14 protein-coding genes are annotated in these 15,759 nt (G+C 72.4%); 8 read left to right on the forward strand and 6 right to left on the reverse strand.

Annotated features, from left to right (window positions below):
• Nucleotides 1-108: 108 nt before the first annotated feature.
• Entirely contained in the window at nt 109-1,266 is a 1,158-nt protein-coding gene (locus ACWGJY_RS29910) for a pyridoxal-phosphate dependent enzyme (protein WP_453263987.1), read from the reverse strand.
• A 180-nt stretch (nt 1,267-1,446) separates the two neighbouring features.
• Here ACWGJY_RS29910 and ACWGJY_RS29915 point away from each other — a divergent pair, with 180 nt between their 5' ends.
• Both ACWGJY_RS29915 and ACWGJY_RS29920 read left to right on the forward strand, forming a co-directional pair.
• Nucleotides 1,447-2,619, forward strand: coding sequence for a hypothetical protein (locus ACWGJY_RS29915; protein ID WP_453263988.1), 1,173 nt, complete (start codon nt 1,447-1,449; stop codon nt 2,617-2,619).
• Nucleotides 2,616-3,785 carry a phosphotransferase family protein gene (locus ACWGJY_RS29920; RefSeq protein WP_453263989.1) on the forward strand — a complete coding sequence of 390 codons (1,170 nt, stop codon included), beginning with the start codon at nt 2,616-2,618 and terminating at the stop codon, nt 3,783-3,785. Before ACWGJY_RS29915 ends, ACWGJY_RS29920 begins: the two co-directional genes overlap by 4 nt.
• Nucleotides 3,786-3,820: 35 nt before the next feature.
• On the opposite strand, the gene ACWGJY_RS29925 is transcribed toward ACWGJY_RS29920, so the two are convergent.
• On the reverse strand, nt 3,821-4,246 hold the full coding sequence (locus tag ACWGJY_RS29925; RefSeq protein WP_453263990.1) for a hypothetical protein: 426 nt from the start codon (nt 4,244-4,246) through the stop codon (nt 3,821-3,823).
• 209 nt (nt 4,247-4,455) lie between these two features.
• On the opposite strand from ACWGJY_RS29925, the gene ACWGJY_RS29930 reads away from it, so the two are divergent.
• The 5 genes from ACWGJY_RS29930 to ACWGJY_RS29950 all read left to right on the forward strand — a co-directional run bounded on the left by ACWGJY_RS29930 (nt 4,456) and on the right by ACWGJY_RS29950 (nt 10,346).
• A complete protein-coding gene (locus tag ACWGJY_RS29930) occupies nt 4,456-4,896 on the forward strand; it encodes an Lrp/AsnC family transcriptional regulator (RefSeq protein WP_026170119.1) in 441 nt (146 codons plus the stop codon).
• Between the two features lie 56 nt (nt 4,897-4,952).
• Nucleotides 4,953-6,617 (forward strand): amidohydrolase, encoded by a 1,665-nt coding sequence (locus ACWGJY_RS29935; RefSeq protein ID WP_453263991.1) that lies wholly within the window; start codon nt 4,953-4,955, stop codon nt 6,615-6,617.
• A gap of 563 nt (nt 6,618-7,180) precedes the next feature.
• Nucleotides 7,181-8,854, forward strand: a complete 1,674-nt coding sequence (gene lnt / locus ACWGJY_RS29940) for an apolipoprotein N-acyltransferase (protein ID WP_453263992.1) — start codon at nt 7,181-7,183, stop codon at nt 8,852-8,854.
• Entirely contained in the window at nt 8,851-9,606 is a 756-nt protein-coding gene (locus tag ACWGJY_RS29945; RefSeq protein ID WP_453263993.1) for a polyprenol monophosphomannose synthase, read from the forward strand. Before lnt ends, ACWGJY_RS29945 begins: the two co-directional genes overlap by 4 nt.
• A 92-nt stretch (nt 9,607-9,698) precedes the next feature.
• Nucleotides 9,699-10,346 (forward strand): FxsA family protein, encoded by a 648-nt coding sequence (locus tag ACWGJY_RS29950; RefSeq protein WP_453263994.1) that lies wholly within the window; start codon nt 9,699-9,701, stop codon nt 10,344-10,346.
• Nucleotides 10,347-10,498: 152 nt separating this feature from the next.
• On the opposite strand, the gene ACWGJY_RS29955 is transcribed toward ACWGJY_RS29950, so the two are convergent.
• The 4 genes from ACWGJY_RS29955 to yczE all read right to left on the reverse strand — a co-directional run bounded on the left by ACWGJY_RS29955 (nt 10,499) and on the right by yczE (nt 14,135).
• The gene (locus ACWGJY_RS29955) at nt 10,499-10,876 is read right to left on the reverse strand and encodes an RNA polymerase-binding protein RbpA (protein WP_030080286.1); all 378 of its coding nucleotides are present in this window, start codon (nt 10,874-10,876) and stop codon (nt 10,499-10,501) included.
• A 312-nt stretch (nt 10,877-11,188) separates the two neighbouring features.
• Nucleotides 11,189-12,541, reverse strand: a complete 1,353-nt coding sequence (locus tag ACWGJY_RS29960) for an MFS transporter (protein ID WP_453264013.1) — start codon at nt 12,539-12,541, stop codon at nt 11,189-11,191.
• A gap of 119 nt (nt 12,542-12,660) precedes the next feature.
• Nucleotides 12,661-13,461 carry a glycerophosphodiester phosphodiesterase family protein gene (locus ACWGJY_RS29965; protein ID WP_453263995.1) on the reverse strand — a complete coding sequence of 267 codons (801 nt, stop codon included), beginning with the start codon at nt 13,459-13,461 and terminating at the stop codon, nt 12,661-12,663.
• The gene (yczE, locus tag ACWGJY_RS29970) at nt 13,458-14,135 is read right to left on the reverse strand and encodes a membrane protein YczE (RefSeq protein ID WP_453263996.1); all 678 of its coding nucleotides are present in this window, start codon (nt 14,133-14,135) and stop codon (nt 13,458-13,460) included. The genes ACWGJY_RS29965 and yczE overlap by 4 nt, the downstream gene beginning before the upstream one ends.
• Nucleotides 14,136-14,239: 104 nt before the next feature.
• Here yczE and ACWGJY_RS29975 point away from each other — a divergent pair, with 104 nt between their 5' ends.
• Entirely contained in the window at nt 14,240-15,745 is a 1,506-nt protein-coding gene (locus ACWGJY_RS29975) for an SCO1417 family MocR-like transcription factor (RefSeq protein ID WP_453263997.1), read from the forward strand.
• Nucleotides 15,746-15,759 lie beyond the last annotated feature (14 nt).

Consider the following 15,759-nt stretch of genomic DNA (forward strand, 5'->3'; position numbering starts at 1 on the left):
ACTCCGCGGGTTGGGTCCACGCCCTCCCCGGGCGGGCGGCCGTTCCCCGGCTTCGGGGTGGGGGGGGGCCCGGTGCCCCCCGGCGCCCGCCCCCACGTCTCTCCCGGCTCAGTTTGCCAGCCCCTTGAGCCCTGTTGCCGTGCCGATCGCGACCACCCGCACGCCGGGCGTCCGGGCCAGATCCCGTGCCACGGCGGACCCGACGGCGGAGGAGGGCTCCAGGACCAGACCCTCCGCCGCCAGCCTCCGGTGCTCCGCCACGATCGCGTCGTCGTCCAGTGCGACGGCCGTGCCCGCGCTGCGCCACAGCGCATCGAGCCCCTGCCAGCAGGGCCGCTCCTCCCCGAGGGAGAACGCCACCGTCGGCCCGCGCGCCATGCGCGTACGTTCCTGGTCCGCACGGTCCGCCCGGCGCAGCGCGGCGGTGAACGGTGCCGCGGCGGTCGGCTCGGCGGCCACCAGCCGGGGCTCGTGTGCGATCAGCCCCGCGGCCGCCAACTCCCGGAAACCACGGCCGATTCCGGACAGCAGATCCGCCCGGCTGGTGGGGACCACCACCGCGTCGAGCCACTGCCCGGAGAAGTCCCGCGCCAGCTCGTAGGCGACCGACTTGTAGCCCTCGTTGGCATACGGATTCCCACCAGGCGAGGGCGAGGAGTAGCTGGTCAGCGGGTACCAGCGGTGCTTCGCGACGGCTCGGGCCATCGCCGCGTTCCGTTCGCCGGCGGTGCCCGGGTGGACCACCCGCTCGGCGCCCAGCGCATCGATCTGGGCCCGCAGCCCCGCCGGCACCGCCTCGTTGGTGAACACCACACAGCGCAGCCCGGCCCGCCCCGCATACGCCGCGGCCGACGCCCCGGCGTTGCCGGAGGAGGCGGCGACCACGGTGTCCGCACCGGCCGCCACCGCCGCGGCCACCCCGACGGCCATCGCCCGGTCCTTGTGCGAACCGGTCGGGTTCGCACCCTCGTATTTCAGCCACAATTCCCCGACAGGCCCGCCCTCTTGGGGCCGGTCCGGCTCCCTCCGCAGCCGGATGCACGGGGTGTTGCCCTCACCCAGCGTCAGCGGCGGACCGGGCACCGGCAGCGCCGTCGGCAGGCCCCACGGCCCGCCCGGGTACGCGGCGAGGGCGACACCGGCCAGATTCGCGAGCGGCGGCATCGTATTGACGCCGATGCCCTCGGCGGCGCAGACCGGGCAGCCGTCGAAACCCTCCGACGGGCGGGCGCAGCGCAGACAGTGCAGAGGAGGGAGTGAGGTCACCGTGGCTCCGGGGTCAGTTCGGCATCGACCCCGAGAAGGTAACAGGTGCCCATCCACTTGACCCCCTACCCCCCGGCCCTGGGTCTGGCCGCCCGTCCTGAGCTGACGTACCGTCAATTCCCGCCCAGGGGCCCTGTCCCGGGCGACCGCCGTGCACCCTCGCGCGCCCAGGAGGAGACCGTGCCCGACCGCCCGATCGCGCTCGACGAGTACCCGATCCACCAGGTCCCGCTGTCCATGCGGCATGTCGCCACCGGCGACCGCAACGCCTACGACCGGTGCATCTTCCACGTCATGGACCACTCCGGCCGCGCCCTGCTGATCGCCGGCCTCGGCGTCTACCCCAACACCGGTGTCATCGACGCCTATGCCACCCTCCGCCTCGGCGACCGGCTGCACGCCGTACGGGCCTCCGACGCGCTCGGCGACGACCGCCTCGCCCTGACCGTCGGCCCGCTCACCATCACCGTCGAGGAGCCGCTCGCCCGGCTGCGGCTGACCTGTGCCGCGGACCCCGGGGACCCGGACGGCCTGGCGTACGACCTGACCTGGACTGCCGCGTTCCCGGCCACCTGGGAGCCGCACCACACCCAGTACCGCGGCGACCGGCTGACGCTCGAAGGCCGGCGGTTCGTCCAGGCAGGCACCTGCACCGGCCGTATCCGCGTCGCGGGCCAGGAACTGGCTGTCACGGCGGGGGAGTGGACCGGAACCCGCGACCGCAGCTGGGGCGTACGCCCGATCCCGGGTGAGGACGGCGGACGGGCCGCGGAGGAGCTGCGGCCCGAGGGCTTCCACTGGATCTGGTGCCCGGTGCGTTTCGACGACCGCTTTGTGATGGTCATCGTCCAGGAGGACGCCGACGGCCATCGCACCCTGAACGAGGCCACCATGGTCCGCAACGGCGCCCGCGACGCCCAACTCGGCTGGCCGCACACCGACATCGGCTACCGCCCCGGCACCCGCCACCCCGAACGTGCCGTCATCCACCTCACCGACATCGCCCGCAAACCCCTCGACCTCACCGCTGAGATCCTCACCTCGTCGCCCCTGGCCCTGGGCGCCGGCTACCCTCCCGCAAGCTCCCCGCTCGGTTCGAGCAGCGGGGGCCCCGACGCCGACGACTGGCAGCACGGCACCTGGCGCGGCCGGGGCTGGACCGACCGCCGCAGCTACGACCTCTCCGACCCGGCGGCCCACCCGCACACCGCCTACGGAGTCACCGACCACGCCGCCCGCTTCACCCTCAACGGCCGGACCGGCTATGGCATCTTCGAGCACGGCAGCTTCGGCCGGCACGACCCGAGCGGCTTCACCGGCTATGACTCCGTCGCGCAGGAGGCCGGAAAGTGACCACCGGACCCCGTCCCCGCACCACCACCCGTGACCCCGAAGCGCTCACCCGTCGGCTCACCGCCTGGCTCGGCACCCGGATCCCCGGCGCCCGTGCCGTCGCCGCTGCGGTGCCGGACTCCAACGGCATGTCCAGCGAGACACTGCTCTTCGACATCGACCACCCCCGGCCGCCGTCCCCCGGACTCTCGGCCCCGCTCCCGAGCTCTCGACTCCCCTCGGGCGCCGGAGACCCGCACGAGCAGGAAACGACCCCCATCCCCTGCGCACTGCGCCTCGCCGCCGACCCGGCCGCGTACACCGTCTTCCCGCGGTACGACATGGCCCGGCAGTACCGCACCATGCGCCTGGTCGCCGCACACACCGACCTTCCCGTGCCCCGCACGCTCTGGCTCGAAGAGGACCCGGCGCCGCTCGGCGCGCCGTTCTTCGTCATGGCCCGTGCCGCCGGGCGCGTCCCACCGGACGTCATGCCCTATACGTACGAGGGGAATTGGCTGCACGACGCCACCGACGCCGAGCGCGACCAGCTGGAAGCCGCCAGCGTCTCGGTCCTCGCCCGGCTGCACGACCAAGTCCCGCCCGGTGCCGCCGACTTCCTCGCCACCCCGGGAACGGGCACTGCACTGCGACGTCATGTCCAGGCCCAACAGGCCTACTACGAATGGGTCGTTGCGGGCCGCCCCCGCTCCCCGCTCATCGAGCGAGGCTTTTCCCGGCTGGCCGACCACTGGCCGCCGGACCCCGGCGAGACCGTACTGACCTGGGGCGACGCCCGTATCGGCAATATCGTCTACGACGGCTTCGAGCCGGCCGCCGTACTCGACTGGGAAATGGCCGCCCTCGGGCCCCGGGAACTCGACCTGGGCTGGATGGTCTATCTCCACCGCTTCTTCCAGGACCTCGCCGAGGGCAGCGGCCGACCGGGGCTGCCCGGCTTCCTGCGCCGCGACCGGATCGAGAGCCGCTATGCCCGGCTCACCGGACACCGGCCCCGCGATATGGAGTTCCACACTCTCTACGCGGCCCTGCGGCACGCCATCGTCATGCTGCGCGTGGCCTACCGCCGGGTGCATTTCGGGGAGGTGCCGGTGCCGGCCGACGCCGATGCGCTGATCCTGCACCGGGACACCCTGGAGGCGATGATCGAGGGCCGCTACTGGTGAGGCCGGGCGCCGGTCGTCCGGGCCCGGCAGGGCTCTCAGGCGAGCGGGCGCATCCGCGGCACCGGGAGCGGCCGGGCGCCGGGCCCGCCCAGGTGCGAGAACGGCTGACGGCGCCAGTCCAGGGTCTCCGGGAGCGTCAGCAGCATGGCCGCGTCCTGCTCCTGGGCGTCCAGGGTGTCGGCGGTCTCCGGGGCCTCGGACGCCGTCCGTCCGGAGCCCTGGCACACCGTCAGGCCGAACGGGTTCCACGGCGAGGCGCACAGTGCGTGCTCGGGAAGCGTGTCCTCGTCCGCCAGCAGCGCGATCGGCTGCAGGCAGTCGGGGCAGGTCACGCGGTAGATCTCGTAGGTGTCGAAAGAGTCGTCCGCACCGTCGTCGCCGAAGCCGCCGGGACTGTCGCCCTCCTGGGCGCCGATGTGTGCGGCAGCGGAGTCCTGCTCAAGGCGTCGCATGATGTCCATCCCCCTCGGGTGGGCCGGTCGTACCGCTGACTTCCTGTGACGGGCGGTCCTGGCCACCAGCAGCAATTCCCTTCATGCCGCACGCATAATCGCCGGCACCCCGCCGACACCGGATCACATGTGTGGCATTGGTCACATGAACCGGCGTGAGGGGGTCCACGATCCGGCGCGCGGTGCGCATACGCCCCCGCGCGCAGTAAGTTGAGCGGGTGGAGGAGTTGGACCGACAAATCGTGGATCTGCTCGTCAAGGACGGGCGGATGAGCTACACCGACCTGGGCAAGGCCACCGGCCTGTCCACCTCGGCGGTGCACCAACGGGTGCGCCGCCTGGAGCAGCGCGGTGTCATCCGGGGCTATGCCGCCATCGTTGACCCCGAAGCCGTGGGCCTGCCGCTCACCGCCTTCATCTCGGTCAAACCCTTCGACCCCAGTGCGCCGGACGACATCGCCGACCGCCTCGCCGAGGTCCCCGAGCTGGAGGCCTGCCACAGCGTCGCCGGCGACGAGAACTACATCCTCAAGGTCCGGGTCGCCACCCCGCTGGAGCTGGAGCACCTGCTCACCCGCATCCGCACCCTCGCGGGCGTCTCGACCCGCACCACGGTCGTGCTCTCCACCCCTTACGAGGCACGCCCGCCGCGCATCTGACCGGCAACGGGCCCCTGCGCGCGGTCCGTCCGTGCGCAGGGGGCAAACTGTCCGGTATGAGCGAGCGCATCCCCGGCCCGGCCCGGCAGCACCTTTCCCACCGGGCCCAGCCCCGCACCGTCCTGCTGCGCGGCGGTGAGGTGCACAGCCCCGCGGACCCCTTCGCCACCGCCATGGTCGTGGAAGGTGACCGCATCGCCTGGGTCGGTGAGGAGGGCGCGGCCGACTCCTTCGCTGAGGGCGTGGACCAGGTGATCCAGCTCGACGGTGCGCTCGTCACTCCGGCGTTCACGGACGCACATGTGCACACCACCGCGACCGGCCTCGCGCTCACCGGCCTCGACCTGGTCAGCGCCGTCACATTGGCCGATGCGCTGGCCCGGATCCGTGCGTACGCGGACGCCCGCCCGTCGGACCGGATCCTGCTCGGGCACGGCTGGGACGCGAGCGCCTGGCCGGAGGGGCGCCCACCGTCCCGCGCGGAGCTGGACGCGGCCACCGGCGGCCGCCCGCTCTATCTCACCCGTGTCGATGTGCACTCCGCGGTCGTGACGACGGCGCTGCTGGACCTCGTCCCCGGCATCCGCGCGCGGGACGGTTTCCATGCCGGTGCCCCGCTGACCGGCGCCGCCCACCACGCGGTGCGCGAGGCCGCGTACGCCACCGTCACCCCCGCTCAGCGCGCCGAGGCCCAGGCCGCCGCGCTCGCCCGCGCCGCCTCGCTCGGCATCGGCAGCATCCACGAGTGCGCGGGCCCGGACATCTCCGGCGAGGACGACTTCACGGGGCTGCTCGCCCTGGCCCGGGAGGGCGACGGTCCTCGCGTCGTCGGCTACTGGGCCGAGGCGATCGCCTCCGCAAAGGACGCGGAGCGCATCCGGGAGCTCGGGGCCATCGGCGCCGCGGGCGATCTGTTCGCCGACGGATCGCTCGGATCGCACACCGCCCATCTGCACGCCCCGTATGCGGACGCCGGCCACAGCGGCGCCGCCCAGCTCGACGCCGAGGCCGTCGCCGCCCATGTCGCCGCCTGCACCGAGGCCGGGCTCCAGGCGGGCTTCCACGCCATCGGCGACGCCGCCCTCACCGGCGTCGTCACCGGCGTACGCGCTGCCGCCGACCGGCTGGGCCTCGACCGGATCCGCGCCGCACGGCATCGTGTCGAGCACGCCGAGATGCTCACCGAGGACACCATCGCCGGCTTCGCCGACCTGGCCCTGACCGCCTCCGTCCAGCCCGCCTTCGACGCCGCCTGGGGCGGCGAGGAGGGCATGTACGCCGCCCGCCTGGGCGCCGGCCGCGCCCGCACCCTCAACCCGTACGCCGCGCTGCTCAAGGCCGGTGTCCCGCTCGCGCTCGGCTCCGACAGCCCGGTCACCCCGCTCGACCCCTGGGGCACCGTGCGCGCCGCCGTCTTCCACCGCACCCGCGCCCACGGCATCTCCGCCCGCGCCGCGTTCACCGCCCACACCCGCGGCGGCTGGCGCGCCATCGGCCGGGACGACGCGGGCGTCCTGGTGCCCGGTGCTCCCGCCGACTACGCGGTCTGGCGCACCGGCGACCTGATCGTCCAGGCACCCGACGAGCGGGTCGAGCGCTGGTCCACCGACCCCCGCTCCGGCACCCCCGGCCTGCCCGATCTCACCCCCGGCAACGACCTCCCGGTATGCCTGAGCACGGTCGTCGGCGGGCGAACGGTCTTCGGGCCGCCGAACGAGTGACATCGCGCGGGCAGGTGCCGGCGCGGGCTGCGCTTGCCGCTCCTTGCCCTGCTTGGGGGCGCTCGCGGCTGACCTGGGGCGACGCGAAAACGACGCAGGCGGAGCACCTGTTGACAGCAGGCGGTCGACGGCCGGTAGGTTCGGCCGAGTCCACCACAGGACGTCCGACCGGGAGACCTCCGCGCAGTCGTCGAACGCAGCTGGGCCATGGGGCGGTGCGCCACTTGGGCACACCGCCACTGGGAGCCAGGCCCAGCACCAGCGGCACGGGACAACGGAGCGTTTCGGCCGGATGGGGGTCCCTCCCTGCTCCTCAGGAGCCTGGGGGAAGGTGCGACCCGGGTGGGGCCCGGACGCTCAGTAGACAACGGCTTTCGGTCGACCCGCAGCCAGCGGGTCCCAGGTCGGCCCGAAGGGCGCCGGGCCCCTAACCGCACCGCACCGCGGCCCGCCCGTACTCTCCGGCGGGCCCTTTCGCCTTTTGTGCACCCCATATCCGCAATCCCGGCCTCCCGATGTACGGTCAGCTCACCACCGCACGACCTGCAGGAAGGCCCGCGACCGTGCCATCGGGTTCCGATACCACCGAAGCAGCCGTCAGCGGCACCTCGCCCGACGGCCAGGTGACCCGCGCCGAGACGGACCCCACGTCCGCGCCGGCGCGCCCCGGGCGCATCCGGCGGCTCGCCGCCCTGGCCCGCCGCGAGGCGCTGCGCACCGGCCTTGCGGCTGTCTCCGGCATCGCGCTGGCCCTGGCCTTCCCGCCGTACGACCTGTGGCCGCTGTCCCTGGTGAGCGTCGCCGCGCTGTCGCTGCTGACCCGTGGCCGCACCGCCCGGCAGGGCGCCTGGACGGGCTTCGCGTTCGGGCTGCCGTTCTTCCTGGTCCTGCTGAAGTGGCTGCATGTCGTCGGCTGGGACGCGGTGTTCGGCCTCTCGGTCGCCGAGGCGCTCTTCGTGACGCTGCTGGGCGCGGCGCTCGCCGTCACCTCCCGGCTGCCGGGCGGTCCGTTGTGGGCCGCCTGCCTCTGGGTCGCCGAGGAATGGGCCCGTGACCGGCTGCCGTTCGGTGGCTTCCCGTGGGGCCGGCTCGCCTTCGCCAACACCGGCTCGCCGTTCACCCCGCTCGCCGCGCTCGGCGGCGCCCCGCTGGTGACCTTCGCGGTCGCACTGGCCGGCGGGCTGTGCGCCGTATGCGCCGTCGCCCTCTGGGGGCTGCGCGGCAACGGATCGCTGCGCCGGGCCGTCCCGGCCCTGGAAGCGTTCGGGCTCGCCGCCGCGGTCACCCTGGCCGGCCTTGCCGTACCCGTCCCCACGAAGGCCGACGACACCGTCGATATCGCCGTCGTGCAGGGCAATGTCCAGCAGCCCGGCATGGACTTCCTCGGCCGCCCCATGATGATCACTGACAACCACGCCACCGCCACCGAGAAGCTGGCCGCCGACGTCAAGGCCGGCCGGGTCAAGAAGCCGGACCTGGTCATCTGGCCGGAGAATTCCTCCGACCTCGACCCGTACCAGTACCCGCAGGCCTACGACCGGATCGACGAGGCGGTGAAGGCCATCGGCGTGCCCGTCCTCGTCGGCGCCCTGATCAACCACCCCACCAAGAAGGGGTACGTCTTCAACGAGGGCATCGTGTGGGACCCGAAGAAGGGGCCGGGTGCTTCCTACACCAAGCAGCACCCGGTGCCGTTCGGCGAGTATGTGCCGTTCCGGGAGCAGCTCAGCAAGATCATCACGCGGTTCCAGCGGGTGCCCCGCGACTTCTACCCCGGTGACCACACCGGCGTGCTCCACGTGGGCCCCGCGCGGCTCGGCGATGTCATCTGCTTCGAGGTCGCCTACGACCAGATCGTCCACGACACCGTCGATGCCGGTGCCCGTGCCCTGGTCATCCAGACCAACAACGCCACCTACGGGCGCTCCGGCCAGCCCGAGCAGCAGCTCGCGATGTCCAAGCTGCGCGCCGTCGAACACGGCCGCTCCGTGGTCACCGCGGCCACCAGCGGAATCAGCGCGGTGGTCGCCCCGGACGGCCGGATCACCCACCAGATCCCCGAGTTCACCCAGGGCGTGGTCTCCGCGCGGATCCCGCTGCGAGACGAAACGACGCTCGCCGACCGCGTGGGAGCCGCTCCTGAGTGGGTGCTCGCTATCGTGGGACTTCTGTCCTGTGCCGCCGCGGTAGTCGTCGGACGGCGCGGGCGTACGAAGGACGAGAAGGGACAGCAGTGACAGACGGTCAGCGGCAGTACGACCCGCTCGGCACCACGTTGGTGATCATTCCGACGTACAACGAGGCGGAGAACATCAAGCCGGTCGTCTCGCGGGTGCGGTCCGCCGTCCCCGAGGCGCATGTGCTCGTCGCGGACGACAACAGTCCTGACGGCACGGGCAAGTTCGCCGATGAACTGGCCGCCGACGACGAGCAGGTCCATGTCCTGCACCGCAAGGGCAAGGAGGGCCTCGGTGCCGCCTACCTCGCGGGCTTCCGGTGGGGCATCGACCACGGCTACGACGTGCTGGTCGAGATGGACGCCGACGGCTCGCACCAGCCCGAGGAACTGCCGCGGCTGCTCACCGCCCTCAAGAGCGCCGATCTCGTCCTCGGTTCGCGCTGGGTGCCCGGTGGCCGCACCGTGAACTGGCCCAAGTACCGCCAGCTCATCTCCCGCGGGGGCAGTACGTACTCCCGGCTGGTGCTGGACCTGCCGTTGCGCGACATCACCGGCGGCTTCCGGGCCTTTCGCGCGCGGACCCTCAAGGGGCTGGGCCTGGACGACGTGTCCTCCCAGGGCTACTGCTTCCAGGTCGACCTCGCCCGCCGTGCCGTGCAGGCCGGCTATCACGTCGTCGAGGTCCCGATCACCTTCGTCGAGCGGGAGCTGGGCGACAGCAAGATGAGCCGCGACATCGTCGTCGAGGCACTGTGGCGGGTCACGGCCTGGGGGATCGGCTCCCGGATGGACAAGATCCGCCGCCGCTGACCCCGGATCCGGCGCAGCCGGCCCCTCCGGAGATGGTCCTTCCCGTGCGACCCTCAGGGGGTGCAGGGGGACGGGCCAGGCACACTTGAGGCATGACGTTCGGAGCCACGCCTTCGCCGAGTCCCCGCCCGCCCCAGCGCTCGCGCACCCGCAGGTTCGTCCCCTTGGGCATCGCCGCCTGGATGGTGCTGGAGATCTGGCTGCTGACCGTGGTCGCCGGGGCCACCAACGGCCTGACGGTCTTCCTTCTGCTGGTCGCCGGGGTGATCGTCGGTGGCTGTGTGGTCAAGCGGGCCGGCCGTCGCGCCTGGCGCAACCTCACCGAGAGCTTTCAGACCACCGGCGACCCGGCGGCTCCCGGCAGCCGCGCTCCGTCCGGCGACAGCGCATCCGCCGACGCCAAGTCCGGCGGCGATAGGTCCGGCAGCGGCAAGTACGGAAGTGACAAGTCGGGCAGTGGCAACACCCTCCCGATGGCCGGCGGGCTGCTGCTGATGATCCCCGGGCTGGTGTCCGACGCCCTGGGGCTGCTCTGCCTGTTCCCGCCGACCGGGAAGCTGATCCGGCGCCGCGCCGAGAAGCTGCTGACCCGGCGGGCGGGTTACGCCCCGGGCTCGTTCGGTGGCGCCTTTCAGCAGGCCCGGATGCACCGGCCCGACGGCAAGGTCGTCCAGGGCGAGGTCATCCGCGAGGACGAGCCTTCCGCGCCGCGCCGCCAGGACCCACCGCTGACCGGCTGAGCGCTGACCAGGCTGAGTCCTCAGCCGGCTGAGGACTCAGGCGTCCGGGGCGTGCGCGCCGCGGACGGGGCAGCCGCGGACACAGCAAGGGCCGGGACCACCGCACAGTGCAGTGGCCCCGGCCCTTCGTACTGCTTGGCGCAGGTCCGTCGTCAGGCGGACTTGCGGTTGCTGTCGCGCGGATGCACGGCAATGTTCATGGTGCCGGAGCGCAGGACGGCCAGCCGTTCGGCCAGCACCTCCTCGAGCTCCTCGCGGGTGCGCCGCTCCATGAGCATGTCCCAATGCGTACGCGCGGGCTTACCCTTCTTTTCCTCAGGGCCATCGCCATCCACCAGAAGCGAGGGTGCACCACATACCTTGCACTCCCACTCCGGCGGAATCTCGGCCTCAACCGAGAACGGCATCTCGAATCGATGTCCGTTCTCGCATGCGTACTCCACCGCCTGGCGCGGGGCCAGGTCGATGCCGCGGTCGGTCTCGTAGCTGGTCACCACGAGTCGCGTGCCGCGGAGAGCTCGCTCACTCATGAATCGTGCCTCCCGGGCTTGTCGCCCACAGGACAGGTGTCGCTGTCGTCGTCATCCGGTCAACGTCCGGTCGGCGGTGAAGATTCCCGTAATCGTGATTCGGGACATACGCCCACCCGTCGCCCACCACCGCCCATGATGGAGGCGCTGTGCGCCGCTGCCTTCCTTCGTGCCGCCCCTTGTTGTACCCACCAGCGCCCGGTTTGTCACATCTGGCAGCAGATGTCACCCAGCGCCATCCTTAGTTGAGCGCGCAGTAACGGTCCGCCTGGTGAGCCAAAGGCGTACACTACCGGCCCGCACGCTCTGGGACTAAATCCGGTCAGGTACAGGATTTCCCGCCGCCGCGATCGCCCGCCCCACCGGCACCCTCGCCAACAGGACAAATCCGATCACAAAGAACGCCACGAGGGACACGATCGCATCCCGGTAGCTCCCGGTGAGCTGATAGGCCACCCCGAACACCAGTGGTCCCAGCCAGCTCACACCCCGGTCACTCATCTCGTACGCGGAAAAGTATTCCGCTTCTTTGCCGTGCGGCACCAGATGCGAGAACAACGAACGTGACAACGCCTGGCTTCCGCCCAGGACCAGGCCGATGCCGACGGCCAGCCCGAAGAACCACCCGGGCGCCTTCGCGGGCAGGAAGTAGCCGGCCGAGATCGTCAGCACCCAGGCCACCAGTGAGCCCAGAATCGTCCGCTGCGCGCCGTAGCTCCCGGCGAGGCGCCCCATCAGCAGGGCGCCCGCCGCGGCCAGCACCTGGACCAGCAGGACCGCCACGATCAGCGTCGTCTGGTCCAGGCCGAGTTCCTCGGACCCGTATACGGACGCCTGGGTGATCACCGTCTGCACCCCGTCGTTGTAGACGAGATAGGCCAGCAGGAAGGAGAGCGTGAGGGGGTGGCGGCGCATCTCGCGCAGCGTCTCCCGCAGCTGCCGCCATCCCTGGCCGAGCGCGGCGCCGCCGGCCCCGGCGGGCTCCCTGGTGACGGCCGCCCGCCGGTCGCGCAGCCGGCGCAGCGGAATCACCGAGAAAGCGCCCCACCACAGCCCTGCCGACGCCAGGCAGATGCGCACCGCGGTGCCCGCGGAGAGGCCGAAGGAGTCGTGCGCGCCGTAGAGCACCAGATTGGCGATCAGGACCAGGGCCCCGGCCGCGTACCCGAAGGCCCAGCCGCGGGAAGAGACCGCGTCGCGTTCGTCGGGCCGGGCGATCTGCGGCAGGAAGGAGTTGTAGAGCATCATCGACACCACGAACGAGACGTTCGCGAGAACCAGCAGCGCCCCGCCCAGCAGATAGCGTTCGCCGCCCAGGAAGAACATCCCCGTCGTCGCCGCGGCGCCCGTGTAGGCGCAGCCGCCCAGCAGCGGCTTCTTCCGGCCGCTCCGGTCGGCCAGTGCCCCGGCGAGCGGCATCGCCAGCACCGACAGCAGCAGCGAGGCGGACACCGCATACGCGTAGAAGGAGCCCGCGCGCACCGGAATGCCCAGCGGGTGTACAAAGCCGTCCGCGTCCGCCGCGGCCTTTGCCACCGAGGTCAGATACGGCCCCAGGAACACCGTCAGGACGGTCGTCGAATAGACGCTGTTGGCCCAGTCGTACCAATACCAGCCGCGCTGTTCGCGGCGCCGGGCGGCCGTCTCGTCCACGCCCTCGGCCATGGCTTGTGCGCTCTCCACGCCCACCCCCGTCTTCCTGTCCCCGTGCACGGCGGCGGACGACGGCCGGCGGTCTTGGCCCGGGGGCGTGTCCGCGAGGCCTCGTCCGGCTCGCGACCCCCTCAGACCCAGCACCCTCGCTCGGTCAGCACCGTCCGCAGCGTCTCGATGTGATCGGTCATGATGCCATCCACACCGAGGTCCAGGAGTGCCGCCATCCGATCCGCGTCATTGACCGTCCAGACATGGACCTGCATGCCCAGGCCGTGCGCGGTGCGCAGGAAGAGCGGATCGACGACGGGGATGCCGGACTGCCGCTCGGGGACCTGTACGCAGACCGCGCTGCGCCGGACCGCCGCACCCAGCAGCCGGTCGAGCGGCAGCACCCCGCGGCCGTACGACCGGAGCCGCAGGCCGGCCACGCCGCGGGTGCCGAGCGAGCTGGCCATCCGCTGTCCGGCCAGCCGCTGGGCGCGGGCCACCCGGGCCTCCGAGAACGAGCCGACGCACACCCGGTCCCAGGTGTCCGTGCGCCGCAGCAGGTCCAGCAGCGGTGACAGCGCGGCCTCCGCCTTGAGGTCGACGTTCCAGCGGGCCTCGGGGAACTCCTCCAGCAGCTCCTCGAAGAGCGGCAGCGGTTCCCGGCCGCCGACCCGGGCTCGGGCCACCGCGCGCCAGGGCAGCCGGCCGATCGCGCCGCGGGCGTCGGTGACGCGGTCGAGCGTCGCGTCGTGGAAGGCGACGAGCTTTCCGTCCGATGTGGCATGCACATCGGTTTCCAGATAGCGGTAGCCGAGGCCGATCGCGCGGCGGAAGGCGGCGGCGGTGTTCTCCAGGCCCTCCGCGGCCCCGCCCCGGTGGGCGAAGGGCAGCGGCACGGGGTGGTCGAGATAGGCGTGGCGGATGCGTATCGCTGAGGTCACTCGGGCAGTATCGCGTGCTCGGGTGAAGTCCCTCCGCGGGCCACCACCGGGGACGCCTGCACAGGCCGGTCCTTGAGCGCGAAGCGGCGGAGGAAGAACTGCGCCAGCGGACCGATGGCCAGGGCATAGACCACCGTGCCGGCCCCGACGGACCCGCCGAGCAGGAAGCCGGCCGCGAGCACCGCCACCTCGATGCAGGTCCGCACCAGGCGCACCGGGCGGCCGGTCCGCAGATGCAGCCCGGTCATCAGCCCGTCGCGCGGCCCCGGGCCGTAATCCGTGGAGAGGTACAGACCGGTCGCGGCGCCGTTGAGGAGGACGGCGCCCGCCAGCAGCGGGATGCGGGAGCCCAGTGAGTGCAGTTGCGGCGTCCAGGCCAGCGTCGCGTCCATCACCAGCCCGAGGATCACCACATTGGACACCGTGCCCAGGCCGGGGCGCTGGCGCAGCGGGATCCACAGCAGCAGGATCAAGGCGCCGGACACGATGGTCACCGTGCCGATCGACAGTCCTGTGTGGCGGGATATGCCCTGGTTCAGCACGCTCCATGGCTCCAGCCCCAGCCCGGCCCGCAGCATCAGCGCCATGCTCACGCCGTACAGCGTGAGCCCCGTGTAGAGCTGGACCAGCCGGCGCACCGGCAGCCCCCGCACCGGGCCGGATTTCTTGATCATGGACACTGTTCCCCCTCCTGGCAGGATTGGACCGACGCATGACACCATGTGGCATGTCCGGGCTCGGCAAGTAGAGCCAATTCGGGGAAGGTGGACTGATCTTCATGGCTCAGTGGACTTCAGCGGTGGGTGCGCCCCAACTCGCCCGGCTGCTCCGGTCGCAGGACCCGCGCGATGCCCAACTCACCGCCGCCGGCCGCCGGTTGCCCGCCTACCGCAGCCTCGCCGACGGCATCCGCCTCCTCGTCCTGGAGGGACGGGTGCCGGTCGCCGCGCGCCTGCCCGCCGAGCGCGAGCTGGCTGCGGCCTTCGGTGTCAGCCGCACCACCGTCGCCGCCGCCTACGAAGCGCTGCGCGCCGAGGGATTCCTGGAGTCCCGGCGCGGCTCGGGCAGTTGGACCGCCGTCCCGGCCGGCAATCCGCTGCCCACCCGCGGCCTGGAACCGCTGCCGCCGGAGGCCGCCGGCTCCATGATCGACCTGGGCTGCGCCGCCCTGCCGGCTCCCGAACCCTGGCTCACCCGCGCCGTCCAGGGCGCGATGGCCGACCTTCCGCTCTACGCCCACACCCACGGCGACTACCCGGCCGGTCTGCCCGTCCTGCGCCAGGCCCTCGCGGACCGCTACACCGCCCGCGGTATCCCCACCATGCCCGAACAGATCATGGTGACCACGGGCGCAATGGGTGCGGTGGCCGCGATCTGCCGGCTGTGCACGAGCCCCGGCGAGCGGGTGGCCGTCGACTCCCCGTCGTACGCCAATATCCTTCAGCTGATGCGGGACGCCGGGGCCCGGCTCGTCCCGGTCGCGCTCGCGGACAAGCTGGCCGGCTGGGACATCCCGGTCTGGCGCCAGGTGATGCGCGACGCCGCGCCCCGTATGGCGTATGTCGTCGCCGACTTCCACAATCCCACTGGCACCCTCGCCACCGAGGACCAGCGCCGTCGCCTCGTCGATGCCGCCCGGTCCGCCGGCACCCTGCTCGTCGTCGACGAGACCATGACCGAACTCCAGCTGGACCACGATCCGGAGCCGCCGCGCCCGGTCTGTGCCTTCGACCCCGCCGGCAGCGCGGTGATCACCGTCGGCTCGGTGAGCAAGGCCTTCTGGGCCGGGATGCGGATCGGCTGGGTCCGCGCCGCCCCCGACATCATCCGCAGCCTGGTCGCCGCCCGTGCCTACTCCGACCTGGGCTCACCGGTCCTCGAACAGCTCGCCATCGCCTCGCTCCTGGAGACCGGCGGCTGGGAACAGGCCGTCGGCATCCGCCGTGAGCAGGCCCGCGAGAACCGCGAGGCGATCGTCGAGGCGCTGCACCGGCACCTCCCCGACTGGGAGTTCAGCGTCCCCCGCGGCGGTCTCACCCTGTGGGCGCGTACGGGCGGACTCTCCGGGTCCCGGATCGCCGAGGCGGGGGAGCGGCTCGGGGTGCGGGTGCCCTCCGGCCCGCGGTTCGGTGTCGACGGCGCCTTCGAGGGCTTCGTACGGCTGCCGTTCACGGTCAGCGGGGCCGTGGCCGACGAGGCCGCGGTCCGGCTGGCCGGCGCCGCGCGGCTGGTCGCGACGGGTGCGCCGGTGGATACGGAGATGCGGCACACGTTCGTGGCCTGACCGCCGGCCGGCAG

Source organism: Streptomyces sp. NPDC054765 (assembly GCF_053612065.1).

Coding starts and splice junctions, on each gene's coding strand:
- ACWGJY_RS29925 (WP_453263990.1), bottom strand. CDS start 4,246: ATGGACATCATGCGACGCCTTGAGCAGGACTCCGCTGCCGCACACATC.
- ACWGJY_RS29935 (WP_453263991.1), top strand. CDS start 4,953: ATGAGCGAGCGCATCCCCGGCCCGGCCCGGCAGCACCTTTCCCACCGG.
- ACWGJY_RS29950 (WP_453263994.1), top strand. CDS start 9,699: ATGACGTTCGGAGCCACGCCTTCGCCGAGTCCCCGCCCGCCCCAGCGC.
- ACWGJY_RS29955 (WP_030080286.1), bottom strand. CDS start 10,876: ATGAGTGAGCGAGCTCTCCGCGGCACGCGACTCGTGGTGACCAGCTAC.
- ACWGJY_RS29960 (WP_453264013.1), bottom strand. CDS start 12,541: ATGGCCGAGGGCGTGGACGAGACGGCCGCCCGGCGCCGCGAACAGCGC.
- yczE (WP_453263996.1), bottom strand. CDS start 14,135: ATGATCAAGAAATCCGGCCCGGTGCGGGGGCTGCCGGTGCGCCGGCTG.
- ACWGJY_RS29975 (WP_453263997.1), top strand. CDS start 14,240: ATGGCTCAGTGGACTTCAGCGGTGGGTGCGCCCCAACTCGCCCGGCTG.